This is a genomic window from Virgibacillus pantothenticus (assembly GCF_018075365.1).
In the GTDB taxonomy this organism is placed as follows: domain Bacteria; phylum Bacillota; class Bacilli; order Bacillales; family Amphibacillaceae; genus Virgibacillus; species Virgibacillus pantothenticus.
Genome location: NZ_CP073011.1, coordinates 2848228 through 2871225 on the forward strand (window position 1 = coordinate 2848228; position 22998 = coordinate 2871225).

General features: G+C 38.0%; 13 protein-coding genes. 5 read left to right on the top strand and 8 right to left on the bottom strand.

Features of this window, described 5'->3' with window-relative positions:
- Positions 1-2: 2 nt before the first annotated feature.
- Positions 3-1601 carry an aspartate:alanine exchanger family transporter gene (locus KBP50_RS13325; protein ID WP_050352113.1) on the top strand — a complete coding sequence of 533 codons (1599 nt, stop codon included), beginning with the start codon at positions 3-5 and terminating at the stop codon, positions 1599-1601.
- A gap of 358 nt (positions 1602-1959) precedes the next feature.
- On the opposite strand, the gene menC is transcribed toward KBP50_RS13325, so the two are convergent.
- Positions 1960-3069, bottom strand: coding sequence for an o-succinylbenzoate synthase (gene menC, locus KBP50_RS13330; RefSeq protein ID WP_050353486.1), 1110 nt, complete (start codon positions 3067-3069; stop codon positions 1960-1962).
- 214 nt (positions 3070-3283) lie between these two features.
- Complete coding sequence (locus KBP50_RS13335) at positions 3284-4702, bottom strand: YfcC family protein (RefSeq protein WP_050352112.1); 1419 nt, start codon at positions 4700-4702, stop codon at positions 3284-3286.
- A gap of 160 nt (positions 4703-4862) precedes the next feature.
- Here KBP50_RS13335 and KBP50_RS13340 point away from each other — a divergent pair, with 160 nt between their 5' ends.
- The gene (locus KBP50_RS13340; RefSeq protein ID WP_050352111.1) at positions 4863-5984 is read left to right on the top strand and encodes a M20 peptidase aminoacylase family protein; all 1122 of its coding nucleotides are present in this window, start codon (positions 4863-4865) and stop codon (positions 5982-5984) included.
- A gap of 319 nt (positions 5985-6303) precedes the next feature.
- Here the strand turns inward: KBP50_RS13340 and KBP50_RS13345 are convergent, their stop codons facing one another.
- On the bottom strand, positions 6304-6900 hold the full coding sequence (locus KBP50_RS13345) for a sigma-70 family RNA polymerase sigma factor (protein ID WP_050352110.1): 597 nt from the start codon (positions 6898-6900) through the stop codon (positions 6304-6306).
- 288 nt (positions 6901-7188) lie between these two features.
- On the opposite strand from KBP50_RS13345, the gene KBP50_RS13350 reads away from it, so the two are divergent.
- From KBP50_RS13350 to KBP50_RS13360, 3 genes are all read left to right on the top strand, one after another.
- Positions 7189-8787, top strand: coding sequence for an aspartate:alanine exchanger family transporter (locus KBP50_RS13350; protein WP_050352109.1), 1599 nt, complete (start codon positions 7189-7191; stop codon positions 8785-8787).
- Between the two features lie 293 nt (positions 8788-9080).
- Positions 9081-15143, top strand: a complete 6063-nt coding sequence (locus KBP50_RS13355; RefSeq protein ID WP_050352108.1) for a lamin tail domain-containing metallophosphoesterase family protein — start codon at positions 9081-9083, stop codon at positions 15141-15143.
- A gap of 1099 nt (positions 15144-16242) precedes the next feature.
- Positions 16243-17445 (top strand): MFS transporter, encoded by a 1203-nt coding sequence (locus KBP50_RS13360; RefSeq protein WP_050352107.1) that lies wholly within the window; start codon positions 16243-16245, stop codon positions 17443-17445.
- Between the two features lie 225 nt (positions 17446-17670).
- On the opposite strand, the gene KBP50_RS13365 is transcribed toward KBP50_RS13360, so the two are convergent.
- The 5 genes from KBP50_RS13365 to KBP50_RS13385 are packed head-to-tail and all read right to left on the bottom strand — an operon-like array spanning position 17671 to position 22982.
- The gene (locus KBP50_RS13365) at positions 17671-18660 is read right to left on the bottom strand and encodes an ABC transporter ATP-binding protein (protein WP_050352106.1); all 990 of its coding nucleotides are present in this window, start codon (positions 18658-18660) and stop codon (positions 17671-17673) included.
- Positions 18657-19637 (bottom strand): ABC transporter ATP-binding protein, encoded by a 981-nt coding sequence (locus tag KBP50_RS13370; protein WP_050352105.1) that lies wholly within the window; start codon positions 19635-19637, stop codon positions 18657-18659. Before KBP50_RS13370 ends, KBP50_RS13365 begins: the two co-directional genes overlap by 4 nt.
- A gap of 12 nt (positions 19638-19649) precedes the next feature.
- Positions 19650-20408: an ABC transporter permease gene (locus tag KBP50_RS13375; protein ID WP_128743543.1), complete on the bottom strand. Its 759-nt coding sequence runs from the start codon at positions 20406-20408 to the stop codon at positions 19650-19652.
- Between the two features lie 55 nt (positions 20409-20463).
- Positions 20464-21408 (bottom strand): ABC transporter permease, encoded by a 945-nt coding sequence (locus tag KBP50_RS13380; RefSeq protein ID WP_232231207.1) that lies wholly within the window; start codon positions 21406-21408, stop codon positions 20464-20466.
- Positions 21409-21434: 26 nt separating this feature from the next.
- Positions 21435-22982 (bottom strand): ABC transporter substrate-binding protein, encoded by a 1548-nt coding sequence (locus KBP50_RS13385; RefSeq protein WP_050352104.1) that lies wholly within the window; start codon positions 22980-22982, stop codon positions 21435-21437.
- Positions 22983-22998: the final 16 nt, after the last annotated feature.

A 22998-nucleotide genomic window follows, 5' to 3' on the forward strand; every position in this document is an offset into this window, starting at 1 on the left:
GAATGGACGATTTACTGCATGATTTACTTAATGAACAGCTTATTTTAGTTTTTGTTATTTTGTTTCTTGGATCATGTTTGGGGCAATTAAAATTTAAAGGAATTGGCTTAGGATCAGCGGGTGTTTTAGTTATTGCGATGATTTTTGGTCACTATGGCTATCAAGTATCGACAGCGATTCAAAATTTAGGTCTTAGCTTATTTATTGTTGCTGTTGGACTACAAGCCGGACCACGTTTTTTCCGGATGATGCGTTCTAATGGAATCGTTTTTTGTCTTATTTCTTTATTTATTGTCATTAGTGCAGTCTTATCATCTGTAGTCGTTGCAAAAGCCTTTGACCTTTCAACGCCGTTAGCGATTGGATTAATGACTGGTGCTTTAACGAATACATCAGGATTAGCGGCAGCTCTTCAAGCAACCAATGACCCCATTGCATCGGTTGGATATGGGATAGCCTATCCGTTTGGTGTGCTTGCAATTATATTATTTGTGCAGCTATTGCCTCGTATAGGCAAAATAAACCTTAAACAGGATTTAGAAGATACAAACAATCCTATAAAGACGGATCATTCACCAGAAGTAATGACATTTAAAGTGACTAATCCAAAACTGCATAAAAAAACATTGCGAGAGCTTGACTTTAGTCGTAAATCCGTTGTGATTAGTCGAGTCATTCGCGGTGATCATACAATGATCGCCCTTCACGATACAACCATTTTATTAGGTGATTACCTAGTTACAGTTGGTGAAGATCATGAACTGAAAACCTTTGGAAAATATGTCGGTGAACCTGTTGATGCAACAATGGACAATCCTGATAATATACAATTACGGAAAATTACGGTTGAAGATGAGGACTTAGTTGGCAAAAGCATTAAAGAACTTAAACTTAGAAGGAAGTATGGAGCAACCGTAACAAGAATTCAGCGAGAAGGAATCGAGCTTAATCAAAATCCAAATACGCCTTTACTTCGTGGAGACGTTTTAACGATGGTAAGTAGCGAAGATCGACTAGATGAAATAGAAAAATGCTTTTCACGAAAAAAACTATCTGTAACTAATATTCATATCTTGTCCATTAGTATTACACTATTAGTAGGCATCTTGGTTGGAATGGTACCAATCCCTATTCCCGGACTTGGTACGATGCAACTTGGTTTAGCAGGCGGGCCCTTAATCGTAGCTTTAATTATTGGTCATTTTGGCAAACTTGGACCGATTCATGTACGATACTATGGACCGGCAATTCATGTTATAAGCGAATTAGGGCTTGTATTATTTTTAGCTGGTGCAGGGACGACAGCAGGACAAGGATTAGTAGAAGTCATTCGAGATCAGGGACTTGAATTAGTTATTAGTGGTACGATTATAACAATGGTAACGATTTTCAGCGGTTATATTGCAGCTAGAAAATTCTTTAAATTTGGGGTTGTGTATTCTCTAGGTACATTGTGTGGCGGTAGAACCTGCACCCCAGGATTAGGAGCTCTTAATCTTCTAATAGATTCAGAAGACCCGGCAATTGCCTATGCTGCTGCTTATCCGTTTTCCCTTATTTTTGGAACCATTGCAGCTCAATTTGTTTTGGTTTTCTATTAACATTTTTATTTACGAATTTGGTGGTTAACAACAGCCGATGTCAAACAGAAAGTGTACATCCAATCTACACCAATAATTTTATATGTAACATCGCTGATACTAAGTTCATTATTACACAAGTAATCACACACGATTTGCTATTTTAACACAAAGCTTCATTTCCCATGTGAAAAATGCAACATGTCTAAAGGGATAAAGTGAAACTTCATTCAAGGAGAGCTTTTCTCCTTGAATGTTATGTTGACAAATCAGGCATTTAGGCACCGTTTCTCTTATTCATCATTATATTGTAAGAGAAATACGGTTCCTTATATGCAGGATAAAGTAAATGATTAGGGATGTTCTACCCTGAGCTGTATTATTTTTTAAACACTTTTTTATTTATGGCATGTTTTTCTACTTCATCCACCAATACGTCATAACCAATTCCTGGGCGATCATTCACTGTTAGGATGCCATTTTCCGCAACTACTTCAGGTACAATGATATCCTTCTCCCAATATCTGGATGATGATGCCGTATCTCCGGGCAATGTAAAATTAGCAAGCGAAGCAATAGCGATATTATGTGCACGTCCAATTCCAGATTCCAGCATCCCTCCACACCATAATGGAATACCAGCCTGTTCACATAAATCATGAATCCGTTTTGACTCTGTCAGTCCTCCCACACGACCAATCTTCAAATTAATAATTTTACAGCTCCCTAAAGCAATCGCTTGACGAGCGTCTTCATAGGAATGAATACTTTCATCTAAACACACAGGTGTTTTAATTTCCTTTTGTAATTTTGCATGGTCGATAATGTCACCAGCTGCAAGCGGTTGTTCGATCATCATTAACTTAAACTCATCCAATGCTTTTAATGTTCCAATATCTGCAAGCGTATAAGCAGAGTTTGCATCTACCATTAATGGTATTTCAGGAAAATGTTTGCGTACTTCTCGAACAACGTCAACATCCTTACCTGGTTTAATTTTAATTTTAATTCGTTTGTAGCCTTCATCCACTTTTCCTTGAATATTCTCTAGCAACTTTTCATAACTATCCTCTATTCCTAGACTAATACCTACTTCAATATGTTTTTTTGTTCCCCCTAGCATTGTAGATAAAGATTTTCCCTGTTGCTTTGCATATAAATCCCATACCGCACCTTCAAGGGCTGACTTAGCCATATAATTTCGCTTATACGGTTTATACAGATATTGAAGGTCATCTGGATGACTTATTTCTTGTTTCAACGCCTCAGGAATTAGAAATTGTTCCAGCATGGACCAGCTTTGCTGTGTAAATTCCTCACTATAAAGCGGTCGTTCAGAAGCTACCCCTTCTCCCCAGCCAGAAAGTCCACTGGAATCCTTCACTTCAACTAGTAAAAAATCACGATCCTGCTCTGTTCCAAAGCTAGTTGTAAATGGGTGTTTCATTCTCATTTGCATGTGATACAATTTAATTTCGCTAATATTCATCATCTATCCGCTCCCTTATCCGCTATTAGCTTCAATAACTCTGCTTTAGCAATCTCATGTAACCATGATTGATAAACGCTTATCATGAAGACTTAGTTTCTATGTTACCATGTATCTTCTCTTCATGGTTTTTAGACCATTTACAGTAAACCTATTTAATTTCCTCTTTCTGCTTTGTATTAGACACAAATTCATTCCTTTTATAAAGCACTCCTTACACAGGCCCCCAACCAATCCATACCGCTACTGTTAAATAAATGACACCAATTAAAAACCAAATGATTACAAGTGGCATAATAAATTTTATCCACTTCACCCAGGAAACACCAGCTATCGCCAAAGTTGCCATTAGAATTCCGGAAATAGGAGTAATAACATTCGAAAATCCATCTCCTAGCTTATATGCTTGAACCGCTACCTGCCTTGGGATTTCCATCATATCAGCTAAAGGCGTCATAATTGGCATGACGATGACTGCTTGTCCACTCCCAGAGGAAACAATTATATTAAACAGAAAATTAGCTAAAAACATCATATTTGCTCCCAAAACACTTGTGAACGGATCCATAACTGTAGCCATTCCTTGAACAATCGTATCCAAAATTTGACCGTTCTCCAAAACAACAACAATGGAACGAGCCATACCAATTATTAATGCTCCATAAACTAACCCTCTGCAACCGTTAAAGAATTGTGTTACCAGCTCATTCGGGTGAATCCGAGCAATTACCGCTGTTCCAATGGCAATGACGATAAACATGGCAGCCATTTGGTTTAATGACCATTCATACTGGAAAACACCAAAAACATAGATTGCTATTCCAATGCCAAGCCATGCCAATACAAGTTTATGAACTATTGTTAGTTGTGTGGGAACACTTGCAACATCCTTTTCCCCTGATTTTGGAAATGGGTTGTCTCCTAACACACTTTTCAACGGATCTTTTTTAATCCGATTGGCATACCACCAAATATAGCCAATTGTAGAAGCAAGTACAGTTAAATAAATTAAAATTCGAAATCCAATACCAGAGAACAGAGGAACTTGAGCTATTTCCTGAGCCATTCCAGTCGTTAATGGATCAAGAAACGCAGTGTTAAATCCTGCATAAGCACCTAAGTAAATAATGGATATTCCAACAATGGCATCTAGTTTCATAGAACGAGCAAGGATAATTCCAATTGGTATAAATGCAATAACTGCATTTACAATAATACCTAAGGCTCCGAATATCGAAAATAACGTACAAACAAGAATAATCAGTAAATATTCCTTATTCTTGGTTTTATTAATCGTCTTCATAATCAAAGCGTCAATTGCCCCTGTATACTCGATTACTCCAAAGGCACCACCAATAATAAGTACTAAAAAGATAAGCCCAGCTGAATCAATCATTCCCTGCTGTATAGATGTAAATACATCAATAAATGATGTCGGTTGCTGCTCTGTTTGTTGATAGCTATCTGGTACTACTGTTGTAATATCATTAACTGTCTCCCTTTCAAAACTTCCTGATGGGATTACATATGTAGCAATTGCTGCTAGTACCAAAATAGTAAATAAAATAACATAAGCATCTGGCAAACCGAGCTTTTTCTTCCCCTTTTGTTTGAATCCTGGTGAATTTTCCATGTTACCCTCCTAATTTTCATAATTTTATCAACTTGCATTGTATTATAATAAAGGATATAATTTATTTCAACATTTAATAAAGCTAATACTTCAAAAAGGTTAACAAACGTAAAATTACTACTATTCTTTTATTTCAATACTATGAAAGGAGATAGTCGATATGACTGACATAGAGCAAAAAGTTAAACAAACTTTTCAGTACTTGCATACACATGCAGAAATTAGCTGGGAGGAAACTGAAACTACGAGATACATTGCAAATATCCTAAAAGAAAACGGCTGTGAAGTCTCGACGTTTCCAGATCATACTGGTGTTATTGGTCGATTTGGCAACTTTGAAAAAGGTCTGCCAGTTGTAGCGATTCGAGCAGATATGGACGCGCTTTGGCAGGAAGTGAACGGTACGTTTCAAGCAAACCATTCTTGTGGGCATGATGCACATATGGCAATGGTGTTAGGTGTGTTGTGGGAATTAAAAGAGAACTCTGCTTTACATGAAAGCATTGCGATTAAGTTTATTTTTCAACCTGCTGAAGAGAAAGGTACCGGTGCGTTAAAAATGGTGGAAAAGGGAGTTGTAGAGGATGCCGATTATTTATTCGGCGTTCACTTGCGTCCCAAGCAAGAAACAGCTATGCACCATGCAGCGCCAGTCATTGTCCATGGAGCTGCTAAAACGTATCAGGCCAAAATTAAAGGCGTAGACGCACACGGAGCTAGACCACATTTAACTACGAATGCGATTGAAGTAGGCGCACAGATCGTACAATTGCTAAACAAGATACATTTAGATCCAACCATTCCTCATTCTGTAAAAATGACTAATTTTCAAGCTGGTGGCAAAAGCACGAATATTATTCCTGGGAATGCTTCTTTTGCGATTGATATGCGAGCACAAACGAATGAAGCAATGAATGAACTCGACAAACAAGTAATAGCAATTTTTGAGTCTTTACAAAGCCTTTACCCTATTGAGATAGAAATTATAGAAAATCATGGAATTGCTGCAGCCAAAACAAATCAGGAAGCGATCTCCATAATGGAAACAGCAATTACCAATGTATTGGGTAAGGAAGCTATCGTGCCTCCATTAATTACTCCCGGTGGAGATGATTTTCATTTCTATACCATCAAGAAGCCCGAATTAAAAGCGACCATGTTAGGACTTGGCTGTGATTTAACTCCAGGATTACACCATCCACAGATGACATTTAATCGGGAGGCGCTTATGAATGGTGTTCATATTTTGTTAGAAGCAGTTCGAGAGGTATATCAAGTCTGATAAAGGAAACATTCAGTAGGAGTTTCTTCCCTCTCCTACTGAACATTACACTACAAGAGTATGACCTAAAAGCCTTTGAGCGAATCGGTCATTTAGTTGCCATTTTCCCCGTTTAAACTCTTTTGTATAAATGCACCCCTTTAAAGTGGGGACCTACGACACCTTACATGCGAGATAAAAATAACTTTTCAATCCGTGAAGTTTTTTATTTCCCTCTTACTACTAATTGGCTTGTTGGGTTACACTTATTCTTATTGGTTTCACCTCGTAGCATGGAACGACAAGTATTACCGCCGGCTACACGCGTGATAAACTGAGCCTATTTTACTTTAAATACATCCCAAATATAGGCACTTTTTTTCATGCTTTGATCATTTACTGCTCGTAATTTTTTTCTTGCCTCCCTCCCCCAGCTTTTTACTGCATCCTCGGAAACTCCTTCTTGTTCAGAAATCGATTTTATAGAGCGCTCTTGCAATAAAAATTGCTGAAACCATTTTAATTGATTTCTGCTTAACAACTGTTGCGCTTGTTCGATGATGGGCTCTATGTCCATTTCCTGCCCTGTTAGAGGTTGGACAAATTGCCTTTGGCTGCCAGTCTTATAATAGTTTCCGCTTGTCCCCATGTTTTTTTGTATTGCTATATAGGCATTTAACCGTTCCTGTTCCTTCCCCTTTTTACGAATTAAATCTATCAATCGATTTCGGATGGTATAATTAAAATAGGTTGCCATCGGTCCTTTATCTGGTTGATATGTTTCATAAGCATTCCACATAGCTACTAAACCTTCCTGATAAAACTCTTGATGTGGATCGCGAATATTTAATTTATGCAACTGGTAATAAATTCTCCGTTCATTCTGCTTTACAATTTCTTCAAATGTTATGTGAGAGTTATATTTTTTATCCTCCATAATTCATCCCTCCAATGAAATACCTTCACTTCTATTTTCGTAATTTAGCTTCATGAAGTGGCAAAAAATTGGAAATCTACTGACGATTATACAAAAGTTTTCCTTTATTTAAGATATCGTGTCTTCAACCTAAATTTTTGCAGTAAAACCAACATAAGGATATATCAAGCGGTTCCAATACTCACTTGTACATGGAAGCTTGAAAAATTATTGAACAATCAGAGGGAAAGGAAGATTTTATAGGTGATTGTAGTAAAATAGAGTGTAGGAATGAAAGAGGAGAGAAAAATGGAATCTTTACTACATGATCTACTCAATGAACAACTTATTTTAGTTTTTGCTATTTTACTTATTGGCTCCTTCCTTGGCCAAATTAAATTAAAGGGACTAAGCTTCGGATCTGCTGGAGTATTACTTGTTGCTATGGTTTTTGGGCATTTTGGGTACCAAGTATCACCAATCATTCAAAATTTAGGATTAAGCCTATTTATTGTAGCAATTGGCTTGCAAGCTGGGCCGCGATTTTTCCGAATGATCCGTTCCAACGGCATCATATTTTGTGGTATTTCTTTATTTATTGTCACTAGCGCAGTAGTAACCACTGTTATTGTTGCAAAATTTTTTGATCTTTCAGCACCATTAAGTGTTGGATTGATGACTGGTGCATTAACAAGTACACCGGGTTTAGCTGCTGCATTACAGGCAACCAACGATCCTATAACCTCCGTCGGTTATGGAATCGGCTACCCTTTCGGCGTACTGGCTATTATATTATTTGTTCAGCTTTTACCCCGTTTTAGTAAAGTAGACCTAATAAAAGATTTGGAGGAGACGAATAACCCAATAAAAAATGAACATTCTCCTGAAGTGATGTCTTTTAAAGTTACAAACCCGAACCTCCATAAAAGAACATTAAAAGAGCTTGCTGTCAGTAAAAAGGATGTTGTGATCAGCAGAATTATTCGTAATGGGCACACAATGATTGCTCTAAGTGATACTCCTGTATTAATGGGGGATAGTCTAGTTACTGTTGGCGAAGAAAAAGAACTGAAATCATTTGGTAATTTCGTTGGTCTACAAGTGAATACCCAGCTTGAAAACCCAGATAATATACAATTCAAGAAAGTAACCGTAGAAGACGATACAATCGTTGGAAAAAGCATTAAAGAGCTGAAGCTCCGAAAAAAATATGGAGCGACAGTGACCAGAATAGAACGAGAAGGACTGGAACTAAATCAACATCCAAATATGCGCTTACTTCGTGGTGATGTATTAACAATCGTTAGCACAGAAGATCGATTAAACCAGGTAGAAAAACTATTCTCACGAAAAAACATGACAGTTACCAATGTTCATATTTTCTCGATTAGTATAACACTATTATTAGGAATCATAGTTGGTATGCTTCCTATATATATTCCAGGACTAGGAACCATCAAACTTGGAATAGCAGGTGGACCTCTCTTTGTCGCCTTGATTATTGGTCATTTTGGTAATATCGGTCCGATCCATGTACGCTATTACGCGCCTGCAAATCATGTCATTCGTGAATTAGGTCTAGTATTATTTCTAGCGGGTGCAGGCACAACAGCGGGACATGGCCTCGTAAGTGTAATTCAAACAGAAGGCATAAAACTTGCAGTAGGAGGAACAATCATCACTCTTGTTCCAATCTTTTTCGGTTATGTAGCAGCGAAAAAACTGTTTAAGCTTAGTATTGTGCATTCACTTGGATCACTTTGTGGAGGCAGGACGAGCACACCAGCTTTAGGTGCATTAAACCAAGTAGTTGACTCAGATGATGCCATTATTGCCTACGCTGCCGCCTACCCCTTTTCTCTTATTTTTGTCGCTATCTCAACACAATTAATGATGTTTTTTCTATAATTACATGCTCATTAATGAACAATAAATGCTTATTTCACTAGCTTTGTAATCCAATAGAAGCAGTTATTAAAAGTCGATTTATTACTAGATTTTTAAAAACATACATTCAACTTTGAACAAAATATAACGGCTATCTTTTCCCAAAAACGATAGCCGCATTTTTTTGTAGACTATAATATGATTTAAACTTCAACTTATCCCACTTTCATTTATAATTCTTTACAATGCTTTAACCAATTATTTACAGTCCCTCCAGTATACTTGTACATATACGTACATAGGGAGGGTAATGAATGGCAAAAAGCAACGTCCGTGCAATACTTGCAGCATTAATTGCTATTATGGTTGTAATCACTAACTTCTTGCAATCAACAACTATTGCTTATGCAGCTGTTTCCACACCGAAAATGGAAGTGACGACAGGAGAACAGAATCAAGAAAAACAATTATCGCCAAAAGAGAAAAGCACTCTAGACAGATCCGAAGAAGCTAGTAAAGAACCGCTAACGATTCAACATGAGCCACCGAAAGCTATTGCCTATATGGAAAATCACCAATTAGTAGTGACCATACCTCATGCAGAAAAAGCAACCCTGTTTTATCAAACAACCAATGTTTCAGAGCCAGTAAAAGTGGAAATGAGGAAAGAGAATAATGGAGAGTTTATGGCAACCGTTCCAGCTGCAGCACTTTGGGCTGAAAATATAACGTACTGGTTTGAAGCAACAACAGATAGAGAGCAAGTAAAAACAGATACGTATACTGTACCTGTCCAAGTGCAAAGTAGTCATAACGTTGCAGCACTTCCAAAGCTAATGGTCACAGAGGCTACATTTGGAAAGCAGCCATTTATTGAAATTTATAACCATACAACATTACCTATTAACTTGCAAAGCTATGCTCTTTTTCTAGGGGAAGAAAAAGTCTCCTTTGAGCACTCAAAAAACATTCCATCAGGAAAAAGTCATATTATTTGGTTTGCAAATGATGATCAGAAAATTGAAAATTTCAACCGTTATTATGGGACCAACCTAAGTGATGAACATGTAACGGCAGTAAGCGCAGTCCCATTTCCTACAACAGATCAAAAGATTACCTTACGAGATAAAAACAAAAATGATATAGTGACGGAAGGAAACATCACTGTCGCTGAAAAGACGACAGGACAGCTTTTTTATTACACAAATCAAAAAACATGGATCGATGGTGGTTTTACGACAAAAGCTACTCCAGGTGAGATTCTGGTAGGACAAGTTCCTTCTGAGCGCATAGAGGTTGAAGAAAACCAGATAGAAAGTAACCAAGAAAATGAATCAGCAGAAGATTCAACTGCAAACCAGCAAAATAAACAACAACCATTAAATGAGTCAAAACCAGAGGAAAAGAAACAAACGGAGTTGGCTAGCAAAGAAAGCATTCTTCAACATGATCCGATAAAGCAAGCATCAAACACAAAAGATCTTACTATCGAAGCAACTGCTTCAGATGATGTAACACAGCTTTCACTCCAATTCCAAACCGGACAACAAATGAAAATAGAAGAATTGCCGTTTACAAAAGCTGCAGAATCAAACACCTTTTCAGCTACTGTGCCTAAAGAAATGCTTTGGTCACCAAACTTTTTCTATCAAATCGTTGGTAAAACGATGGATGGTACAGAGATAACCTATCCGGAAAAAGAATTCATACATGTGAACGTAGAACAAACGGAGGAAATGGATACACAAACCGTACCCCCCATATTGATTACCGAAGTCACTCCAGATACATCGAATATAAATAAGCAAGATGGCTTTGAATTTATTGAAATCTATAACAATACAAATCAAGCTATTCATATGAACGATTATCAATTAATCTACCGCTACCCAGATGGAAAACCTGATCAAATATGGGAGATTACCGAAGATAAAGAAATCAAGCCACAGGAGAGATTTATTGTTTGGATTAAAAACGAAGGTAATCAAGATAAAACATTGGCAAATTTCAATGCTCACTATGGTTTAAATTTGTCCGAAAGCCATGTAACAGAAATTCAAAGTGATGGGATGTCTAACAGCGGAGCACGTACATTAATCGTTGCAGATAAATTCAATAATGAAATGGTTTCAGCAACGTACAATGATACGAATCAAGATGACACACACCCTGATCAAGGAATTGTTTATCATTATCCAAAACAAGGTTCCAGTATGAAAAAAGCTGGTATCGGTGAAATAATTACGCCCTTAACAATTGTACCTGGTCAAGTTCCAAAACAACCTGTCAGAATTGATGAAACCGGAGAAAAACCTAGTGTCGATGAGCCTGAATTTACGCTTAATGACGAAGCTCTTACGGTTAAGGTTAACATAACATCAAAGCAACCATTGTTAGGAGCCACGCTTTCCATTTCACAAAGCGACAAAACGAAATATCAAACATGGCAATTAGAAGCTTCCAAAGAGGAACCAACAACATATTCAGTGAAGATACCTCGGGAAGAAATATGGAGTAAAAATATAACGTATTATTTCGCTGCTTCCAACAAGGCTGGAGAAACCAAAACAGAGATAAAGTCTTATCAGCTACCAACAGAAGCAATAGACTATCAGCAAGTGCCACCACTAATTATTACTGAATCAACCCCAGACACGACAAATAGTAATGGGGCCGATGCCTACGAATTTATAGAAGTATATAACAACACAACGGAAGCAATTAACTTTAAGGACTACTTAATTCGTTACCGATATCCAAACACGGGAGCAGAAAATGATTTGCTTTGGGGACCGAAAGAAGAGGAGCAAGTTATTATTCCATCTGGTGAAACTGTCGTATTTTGGATTATTAATCACGGAAATACCGAAAAATCAGCAGCTGATTTCAATAGTAACTACGGTACAAATTTAACAGAAGGTAAAAACCTGTTTAAAATGTATAATAATGGCATGGCAAATAGCAGTCATCGTACATTAGTTGTTGCTACTAAAACAGGTAAAGAGCTTTCATATTCAAGTTATAACGATGAGCTTGGTGTCGATGATACAACAGCAAATAAAGGGATTATCTACCGTTATCCTACAGATGGCGGTTTGCACACAACAAAAATAAGTGCAGGAAAATGGGATGCTACACCTGGTTCTATTTTAACCGAACAAGTACCTGGTAAGAAAGTGATGCTGCCAAAAGATACCGAAAAACCTGTGATCGAAACTACAACTGAAAAAGAGGCAATTACTTCTGAACAACCAGTTACACTATCAGCAACGATTACCGATAATGTGGATGTTAAATCCGTATCTATTCACTATCGTACAGATAATGGAGAATTTCGAAAAGTTAACTTGGAAACACAACCAAATAACCACTATGAGCACATCGTTTATGAGCCTGAGTTAATTGGTAAAAAGACATTAGAGTACTATTTCGTAGCTAGTGATGGAGAAAATAAATCAACTTCTGCTACGAGTACAATGGATATTAATAACCCTTCTATGCAAGACGGACTACGTCTGAACGTCCAAGATAAAGAACTTCTTTCTGGAGAAAAAGTGATTAAAGCAACAGCTGATGAAGCAAAAGATGAACCGAGCCTATTCATTGATCAACAGAAAGTAAAAAACACCTTTAAAGCTATAGAGGCAGATGCTTATTTTGCATTTGATGTAAAAGAAACAAATATTTACTTTAAAAATGGTGTCGCCATGGGAGATGAAATTCTCCACGTCTTTGATGATACGTATACAAAGTTCACCACTTTAACTGTTCCTGTTTCTGCTGATAAATTAAAGCAAGGGGAAAACACAATCTCCATTCGAGCAGGTAACAAAGTTGGACCGTTTGATGAAACGTCCAAAGAAAACCGTGATGATTTTACCATTAAAAATATTCGTTTAGTTCTATCAGACGGGACAACAATTTATGACCCAGCTTACAGTGATCCAGATCAAGATTACTCCATTGGAGATAGTACGGGTAAAAAACCTGTTTACGATTTCACGTTCACATTGGATCAAGCGACATTTGCTTCCACTGCCTATGTGTTTAATACAACTACGGTCCAAGATGGAGAACATGAAATAAAAACAGTATTAGGTAATGACGAAGTAACAAAACATGTTGTTACAGATAACACCGCCCCAATCATAACTCCTTCTATCAAAGACAGAGAAACATACAAGGGGGATTTTACCATTGATGCAGAGGTGAATGACGCAACGAGTGGGGTTCAGTCTGTAACTGCACAATTGGATGGGGAATATATATCTTTACCTTATAACACCTCTTCCTCTCTTTTAGACCCTGGAAAACATGAAATCACCTATCAAGCTACTGATGAAGCAAGTAATATTGCAGAAAAGAAAATTACGTTTCATGTAGTGGAAGAGCACCCGCTATTACCAGATTGGCTAGGCTCTGATTCTGAAAACACAAGTGCAAATCTTTCTGTTACCGTAAAAGATCCAACCAATGATGTCATGGATGTTGATTTTTATCAATCCTACCAATATACGGCAGAAGATGCTAACATGGTAATTTCCCAAAATGCGACAGACACGGAGCCACCAAAAAGCTATCTTCCGGATGGCGAAGCAAGGTTAACAGATGCCCAACTTAAACAATTGCAGGCAGTAGATGGTAAAACAATAGATACTACATCGGATTATCAATTTCCTTATCACCGTTTTGATGTTACGGTTGATAAAAAGGTAGATCCGACTGATGAAGTAGAAATTGTTTGGAATGGTTCTTCCCTTGAAGGTCGAAAAGTAACGATGTATGCTTGGAATTATGCAACAAGTGAGTGGGATGCCCTCGTATCCACCATTGCTGGAAAAGAAGCATTTGAACTTATTGGTTCAGTACAAGGTACAGAATATATGCAAGATCAAAAAGTCAGTGTTATTGTCCAAGATCAAATTGCTAATCTTGGAGAAAACTTCAGCTTTGTTTGGATGGCAGATACCCAGTATTACTCAGAAAGCTATCCTTATATTTACGAAAAGCAAACAGAATGGATTGCTGAAAACAAAGAAGCTTTAAATATTGAGTATGTTTTCCATTCAGGTGACCTCGTAAATGTGTACAATGACCTAGAACAGTGGGATGTTGCTGACCGTTCGATGCAAACATTAGACGATGCTAATATTCCTTACGGCGTGGTTGCAGGAAATCACGATGTGAACAATAAAAGCCGTGACTATAGTTACTATGGGCAATTCTTTGGCGAAGATCGCTTTAAACATAATGCCTATTATGGGGGATCATTTAAGGATAATCGCGGACATTATGATTTAATGTCTGTGAATGGAATGGATTTTATTATGGTTCATCTTGGTTGGGGAATTGAAGAAGATGGAATAGAATGGTTAAACGATGTTTTACAAGCCCACCCAAATCGCAAAGCTATTCTTAATGTGCATGAATATCTTCTAGCGACTGGAAGCAGAAGCCCTACTGGCGATCAACTGTTTGAAGAAGTCGTTGTTCCAAATGAAAATGTGTTTGCCGTCTTATCCGGCCATTATCATAACGCTCAAACATTAATAGATGAAATGGATGACAATGGAGACGGAATTGCTGATCGTACTGTTTATCAAATGCTAGCAGACTATCAGGGTGGCCCTGAAGGTGGGCAAGGGTATTTACGTATATTGAACTTCAATATGAATACAAACCAAATTGGTGTGGAGACATATTCACCATACTTGGACGATTATAACTATTATGATCCAGAAGAATATCCTGAAAAAGATGAATTCTCATTTGACTTTAATATGTCGGCACAAACAAAGCAAGTAGCCACAGATTATGTGGAAGTAAATGTATATACGGATGAAAAAATTGGTTCCGTAAAAGATGTGCCTAGCGGTGAAAAAGCATCCGTTGTTTGGGAGGGATTAGATCCAAATAGTGAATACTTCTGGTATGCCGTAGCTTCCGACCAATACGGTGGAGAAACGCGCTCTGATATTTGGAGCTTCCTAACCGTTGACGGAGAGATTGTGGAACCTGAAAAGCCAGAAGAGCCTAAAAATCCGGAAAGGCCTTCGACCGAAGATAATGGAGGTGGAAAGGACCAAAATGACCAAGGGTCCACCGGTACTGTTCCGAGCGAGGATGACAAAGACGAAGAAAAACCAATTATTGAACAACCAACCGCAGATAATCAAGAAGATAATGATATGGATAAGGATGACACCGAAGTGCCAACGATTGAAAATACCTCCAATCATAACGATTCAGACTCATCCTTGCCAAATACAGCAACAAATATGTTTCATGCTTTATTTATTGGGTTGTTGCTATTGCTTTTGGGATCAATAGTTTGGCTCATTCACTTACATCGTAAAAAGCGCCAAGCTTTAAGTTAAATGGATATAACCGGCAGCCTTGATAGGCTTCCGGTTTTTCCAAGAACAAAGGCGCGGGGCGCCCGTTTAGCAACGTAGCGAATGGAACAAATCAACTAAAGATTTAGGAATCATGCCACCAAAGCAGGGGTATGCCGACGTCTGGGGCGACAAGTCCGTTTTAGTCGACCTTCCCTCTTAGGGATGAACCGATGATGCCTTATCGTAGGGCGCATTTCTAAAGTCGCATCGTTGCTGGGCTCATGCGCCGGACGTGGCTATTCGGTTATTTCGTTATCCACAAGCACCTAAGTTTATACTTTTTGATTCGTTAAGATAAGAAAGCAATTCCTTTGATATCGCTTGAAGAAACTTATAAATATATTGGTTTTTCGACATTTTGGCAATTAGCATATGAAAAAATTAAATCCAGCAACACTATAATCTTTTTTTGTCATTTTTTCGCGCAAAATATCAACTAGTACTTAATTGTTCAACTTCTTCCTTTTTTCATTGCTGCAAGATCAGCAGCTTGTACTTCTATTGCCATTCTTACTTCTAGCAAATCCATCGTTGGACCTATTTAATTTCTTGTCAAGGAATGAGCATGATGAAATTATTTGGGGTAAAATTACCCCCCACTATTGTTTACTGATTGTTCCACATGTTTACAAATGATTGATAAAACGATAGAATGGATCAAGTGAGTCAATCCCCTCTGGTTAAGAAAATAATCGAATGTTATGTTACCGCTTCTCATTTAATTGGTAAGAAGCGGTTTACTATTTTATCCCTATCATGTTGCAAAGCTAAAAACAACCATGAATCTGCATCTATAGGATAAGAGAAACGCCGATATAATAAAACTTCAATCATTGTAGGTTTCTTCCACTGATTGTTAGTACCTCCAGGATATTCCCTAAAGGAACTGAACAAAATCGGACATTTGCAGTTGACTACCCCTCTGGCGTTAACCTTTGTGCATGGAAATAGAGGAAGTCTTATAGAGTTACATGTGGTAAAAGCACCTCTCGTATATATGAAACATATTTACTGCCTATTTTCTTCAACCAAAAATTATACTTTGTACACCATATTATTCAACAGGAGAGATGAACATTTGAGTAAAGAAGCAAAAATCTGGACGAAAGATTTTATTAGTATTTCACTGACACAGTTTTTGATCTTTGTCGCTTTTTACACACTATTAACGACCCTGCCTATCTTTGTTATCCAGGAATTGGGAGGGACAGAAGCTGAGGGTGGGCTCGTTGTAACATCGATGTTGCTTGCTGCCATTATCATGCGGCCATTTTCCGCCCTGTTATTACAAAAAACAGGAAAAAAACAAGGACTGATCTTAAGTGTTACGATGTTTGTGGTAATTACTTTTCTTTATGTGTTTGTTGACAGCTTTATCCTATTATTAATCGTACGTTTTGTGCATGGTTTAGCGTTTGGTATTGTAACTACAGCGACTGGCGCAATTGCCGCAGATATTATTCCTTCTTCACGTCGTGGCGCAGGGCTTGGCTACTTTGCTATGGCGATGAATCTCGCTGTTGTTGTTGGGCCATTTATTGGTTTGACCTTCATACAATACACCAGCTTCAAGCAACTATTTCTTGTATTAGGACTATTAATGGTTGTGACCATCGTTAATGCGACCATGATTCAAATTGATGAGCAAGTGCCTAAATCACAGGATATAGCAAAAATGAAGTGGACGGTTCATGATTTTCTTGAATTACGATCCCTACCTATTGCATTAATTTGTAGCCTTATTGCCTTAGCGTATTCCAGTGTGATGTCCTTTATATCCGTTTATAGTAACTCACTTGGACTTGCTTCGACGGCAGGTTATTTCTTTGTCGTTTTCGCTGTTGTAATGATTGCCTCTCGCCCCTATCTTGGCAAGACGTTTGACTTAAAAGGTCCAAAGTATGTTATTATACCGTGCTTATTTATTTTTGCACTTGGACTTTTTGCTTTAAGCGTCACAGATTCATCTTGGATGTTATTATTATCAGCAGCTTTGATTGGCTTAGGATTTGGCACATTATTACCAAGCTTTCAAACGATGGCCATTCAAGCAGCACCCAATAATAGAAGCTCGCATGCTACGAGTACATTTTTTATCTTATATGATAGCGGAATGGCAACTGGCTCGCTTATATGGGGAGCCATTATTTCTTATATTGGCTTTTCTAGCCTTTACCTACTAAATGCATTCATTATTTTAGGGGTTATCTTATTATTTCATTTTTATCATTCTAATTTTCGTTTTCAACTCGTAAGAAAAAAGCATGAAAAAACAGGCTAATACAGACACCTGTTTTTTCACCCATCCCTTTATTCAACTGTATAACAATATAAGGAATCATTTATTTTCTGAATAAGAATTTTTGTTTGTGTATAAAGACAAGCACAAATCATCTTCGGATAATTTGCTTCATATGTCTTCCTAAAAGAACATGCTATTATTTTGACAGCGTACATGTGATACAAATTTTGATCATCTATACTTCCTGCGGGTCAACCTACACTATCAAAGTACTCTTTCCTCCTCTTCTCGTTGTTGTATTCGATGACATGCTGCAAGATGTCCATCGTTAATTGTCTGAAAAACAGGCTTTTCTCGCTTGCAAAGTTCATAGACATAAGGACATCTAGATTGGAAAGGGCATCCTTCAGGAAGCTGTGAAGCATCTGGAATATCTCCTTCTATCTGCATTACTGCGGAGCTATTTCCTAATGTTGGTATCGCAGAAAACAGAGCTTCTGAATATGGATGCTGTTGCGTTTTTACTATCTCCGCTGTTTTTCCAAGTTCAACGATTTCTCCTAAGTACATAACAGCAATCCGATCGCAAAAATATTGCACCACATTCAAATCATGGGAAATAAATAAATACGTTAAATGATATTGTTGTTGTAAATCTTTCAGGAGATTTAAGATTTGAGCTTGCACAGAAACATCTAGCGCAGAAACACCCTCGTCGATAACGATAAATTGTGGTTCTAAAATGATTGCAGCTGCAATTGCTACCCGTTGTCGCTGTCCGCCACTAAGCTCATGAGGGTAGCGCGACAAGTAAGATTTATCTAAGCCAACATCGGATAATGTTTGAGCCATCTTTTTATAACGAGATGCCTTATCTCCCAACTTATGAAGCGCAAGCGGCTCATGCAATATCCATTGCACCGTTTTTTTCGGATTTAACGAAGAATAGGGATCTTGAAACACGATTTGCACTTCTTTGCGCCAAGCTTTTAATTGTTTGGCTGAAAATGAGGAAACATCCTTTCCTTTAAAGCGAACCCTCCCTCCTGTCTGTTTCAATAATTGAACGATCAGTTGACCGGTGGTCGTCTTACCGCTACCACTCTCTCCGACTAATCCGAATGTTTCCCCTTCATATAAAGTAAAGGATATGCCGTTAACCGCCTTGATCAATGTATCTTTACCCCACCACTGCCTACGTGTTTGCTTGTAATATTTTTTAACGTTTTCTACTTCTATAAGTGGTTTTGTCAATTCCTGTCACCTTCTTTAGCAAACAAATGGCAAGCAACCGTATGTCCGTCAAATTCATATGTGTCTGGGAATAATGTTTCACACTGCTTTATTTTATATGTGCAACGATCTGAAAATGGACAACCTGCCTGCCTTTCTTGCAAGCGCGGGACAGTCCCGGGGATGGTATATAATCGTTGTCCTCGTTTTGTTGCATCAGGGATGGACTGAATAAGACTTTGGGTATAAGGATGTTTCGGTTCACTGATAAGTTTCTCTACATCCCCTTGTTCTACGATTCGTCCTGCATACATGACGAGTACGCGATCACAAATCGCATGTATGACACCCCAATCATGGGAAATAAATAATAATGACGTGTTGTGATTTTGCTTGATCGTATGAAATAGATCTAATATTTGTGACTGGATGGTTACATCTAAAGCAGTTGTAGGTTCATCCGCAATAATAAGCTTTGGCTGACCAATTAGCGCCATAGCTATGGCGACGCGTTGGCGCATTCCACCGGAAAGTTGATGGGGATAAGCTTTCCATAATGCTTCAGCCCGTGGTAAACCTACCTCTTTCATCGTTTTAATCACTTGCTGCTTTCTTTCTATTTTCGAAAGCGATGTATGCTTTTTTAATACTTCTGCAATTTGTCTGCCAATCGTCAACACTGGATTAAGCGAAGTCATTGGTTCTTGAAAAATCATCGTTAGCTCATTTCCTCTTAACTCCTGCCATTCTCTAGAAGATAAATGGTTCAGCGAACAATCCTGAAACGAGATGTTTCCATGTTTAATGCTGGCAGCTTTCGGGAGTATCCCCATGATTGCTTGCGACGTTAAACTTTTTCCACAGCCGGACTCGCCTACAATTCCAACCACTTCATTCGGATATACATGGAATGAAATGTTTTCCAAAGCAGGAAACTCACCTGCAGGAAGCTGAAAGGCGACATCGATCTCTTGAACCGATAATAAAGGTGCCGTCACTATTTTCCCCTCCTATGCCTTTTTATCATGGACATCACGTAACCCATCGCTTAATAAATTGAATCCTAACACCAATATCGTAATCACAATTCCAACAATGATAACATACCATGGAGCGGAACTAATATAAGGCTGCGCTTCCTTTAGCATTCTTCCCCAGCTCGGATCAGGTGGTTGCACACCCAAACCTAAATAACTTAAACCAGATTCCGCCAAAATGGAACCTGAAAAACTTAAACTGACTGCAACTAATATAGGGGAGAAGGCATTTGGAAGAATATGTTTGACCATAATATGAACAGCACCTCCACCTTTTGCAATGCTAGCTTTAACAAAATCATAGGATTTATATTGAATAAAACTGCTACGAATAATTCGTGCAAAGGCTGGTATGCTCATAATCCCTAGTGCAATGACCGTATTCTTCATCCCGGGCTCAAATACTGCAATCAGCATAATCGCTAACAATATCCCTGGAAAAGCTAACATCGCATCCATAAAGCGCATCGTTAATTCATCTATCCAGCCACCAAAGTAACCTGCACAAGCACCTAATAGAAAACCAAAAAATAAACCAATGGTGACTGCAGCCGTTCCAATTAAAAATGCAGTTTTTGCTCCTTCCATTACACGACTAAAAATATCCCTGCCAAAATTGTCCGTTCCAAATAAGTGTGCCAGTGATGGAGAAGCAAGTCGATTCGTTGGATCAATTGCATTGGGGTCATATGGTGTATAAAGCAAGCTAATTAGCATCATGATAAAGAGCATTGTTACAAAGGTTACCCCAATATATAATGGGAGTCGTTGTTTTTTAATCACCTGATCACCCCTTCTGCCTTATTCTTGGATCGATCAGTTTATATAATAGATCGACGATAAAATTGATCACTAATACGATAACAGCAATATAGAGCACCATAGATTGCACCAGTGGAAAATCTCTGGACGTAATTGATTGAATAAGTAAGCTGCCTAACCCGGGAAGCGCAAATACATTTTCAATAATAATACTTCCTCCAAGTGTATCAGCAGTAATTAATCCAATGATCGTGATTACAGGAATAAATGCATTTCTTAGCACATGCCCATATAAAACTGCTCGTTCGGATAGACCTTTACATGTTGCTGTTCGTACGTAATCCATCTTCCTCTGATCTAAAATCGTATTTCTTAAATAACGAATAACGATAGCAATATTTGAAATCGCAATCGATAGTGATGGTAAAAAATGGGACCTGAGTGCACCAAAAAAATCATCCGACCAGGCAACGTATTCAAACGATGTAACCCAATTTAATGTTACGGAAAACAATAAGATCAGCATAAAACCAAACCAGAAAGAAGGAATAGAAATACCTAATTGCGTGATCATTGATAGAAACACGGATATTATTTTTCCGTCTGTCCGTGCAATTAGAATTCCTAATGGGATACCAATAACAACCGTGAGTACCATCGCTAAGATCGCAATAGAAGTTGTAACAGGAATACGATCAGCAAGCACTTCACTCACAGGTAATTGATAACGTAACGATTCCCCTAAGTCTCCTTGAAATACACCAGCTATCCAATCGATATACCTTTCTACTGCTGGTTTGTCCAGTCCTAATTCTTGCTCCAAATGACGAATTTGTTGCTCATCAGCATCCAGCCCAAGGATGATTTGGGCTGGATTACCTGGCAACAGCTGAAAGACAAAGAAAATGATCAGGGAAACCATAAATAGCGTTATGCCAAACATGGAAAATTTGTATAGATAATACCTCACAGTAGATATCCCCTTTACGTGACCGGTTATTCTGTGTAATGTAAGTCTTCTAAATTGAATTTTTGAATTGGGTACATCTTCCACCCTTGCAATCCCTTCTTCATGGCAACCGTTCGGTAAGGATCCATAATAAATACAGAAGCAGCCTCCTCTGCTAACATCGTTTGCGCCTGTTTATAAATGTCTGCCATTTCTGCTTCATCCGTAGCCGACAACGCATCATGAATGAGTTTGTCATATGCTTCATTTTCATATTGAACAAAGTTATTATTATAATCACTTACATATCTACGCAGGATTTCATATGGATCTAGTTTTCCAGTAAAGCCAATAATTGTGCTTTCGTATTGCGCGTCATTATAAACTTTTTCCAACCATGTACTGAACTCCATTAATTTAATTTCTACTTGAATCCCTACTTGAGCCAATTGTTCTGTAATGACCTGTGCTGTATCAACGTGAAATTGGTAATCAGATGGAACAGTTAATTCTAAATTGAATCCATCTGGATATCCCGCTTCTGCTAATAATTTCTTAGCCTCATCGATATTCGTTTGATACGTATCTTCCAAACCTTCCTGATAGTAAACTTGCATCGAAGGGCTAAAATTAGATCCTAGCTTCACTCCGTCTCCTTCAGCTACCATATCAATGATCATATCTTTATCAATGGCTAAATTAATCGCTTTACGTACATTGATATTATTTAACGGTTCTACTTGGTTGTTTAATGCCATTAATTGCACCATGTTTTGTGGAGCCGATACAGTCTCAATCGTATCACCAAGCTGTTCCTTACCCTGTGAAGAAATCCCCGGAATAACATCTATTTCACCAGATTGCATCGCTAGAATAGCAGATTCGGGATCAGGCATGATCTTAAACAGTACTTCATCCATGTTTGGTATTTTTTTATCATTATAATAGTCTTCGTTTTTCACTAAGCGTAACTCTTGTCCCACTTTATATTCAGCAAATTTAAATGGTCCTGTACCAATAGGTTTTTCGCTATGGTTATCATAATCCGCAGGCAAAATTGGACGAATATTTGCTGCTAAAAAAGCAGAATTTTTTTCTTTTAATGTAATGACGACTTCAAAATCGGAAGGGGCTTCAATTTTTTCAATTACTTCATATTGTGATGAAATTGGCTCTTCTCCACTTAGACCAGCTAGCTTTTCGTAAGAATATTTCACATCTTCAGCAGTTAATTCAGAGCCGTCATGAAACGTTACATTTTCCTTTAATTTAAATGTATATACGAGACCATCCTCGGAAATATCGTAGGATTCTGCAATTGCAGGCACTAATTCACCAGCTTCATCCGTATCTAATAGACCATCATACACATTATCCATCATCGACATCGTATCGGTTGCCGCTGATTGATAAGGATCTAAATTATCCACCTCTGTACTCATTGCAATTCGAACGGTGCCACCCATTTTTTCTTCATTTTTATTCGCCTTAGCTGCCTGTTCACCAGCTTCATTCGAACCTTTATCTGAACATGCTACGAGTAATACAGAAACAAAGAACAATAACAGAAAAGCTTTGCCTCCAAATTTTTTCACAGTAAAACCCTCCCAT

Excerpts from the sequence above, each read along its gene's own strand:
- KBP50_RS13335 (WP_050352112.1), bottom strand. The coding sequence starts at position 4,702 with ATGGAAAATTCACCAGGATTCAAACAAAAGGGGAAGAAAAAGCTCGGT.
- KBP50_RS13340 (WP_050352111.1), top strand. The coding sequence starts at position 4,863 with ATGACTGACATAGAGCAAAAAGTTAAACAAACTTTTCAGTACTTGCAT.
- menC (WP_050353486.1), bottom strand. The coding sequence starts at position 3,069 with ATGAATATTAGCGAAATTAAATTGTATCACATGCAAATGAGAATGAAA.
- KBP50_RS13345 (WP_050352110.1), bottom strand. The coding sequence starts at position 6,900 with ATGGAGGATAAAAAATATAACTCTCACATAACATTTGAAGAAATTGTA.
- KBP50_RS13350 (WP_050352109.1), top strand. The coding sequence starts at position 7,189 with ATGGAATCTTTACTACATGATCTACTCAATGAACAACTTATTTTAGTT.
- KBP50_RS13375 (WP_128743543.1), bottom strand. The coding sequence starts at position 20,408 with ATGCTCTTTATCATGATGCTAATTAGCTTGCTTTATACACCATATGAC.
- KBP50_RS13325 (WP_050352113.1), top strand. The coding sequence starts at position 3 with ATGGACGATTTACTGCATGATTTACTTAATGAACAGCTTATTTTAGTT.
- KBP50_RS13355 (WP_050352108.1), top strand. The coding sequence starts at position 9,081 with ATGGCAAAAAGCAACGTCCGTGCAATACTTGCAGCATTAATTGCTATT.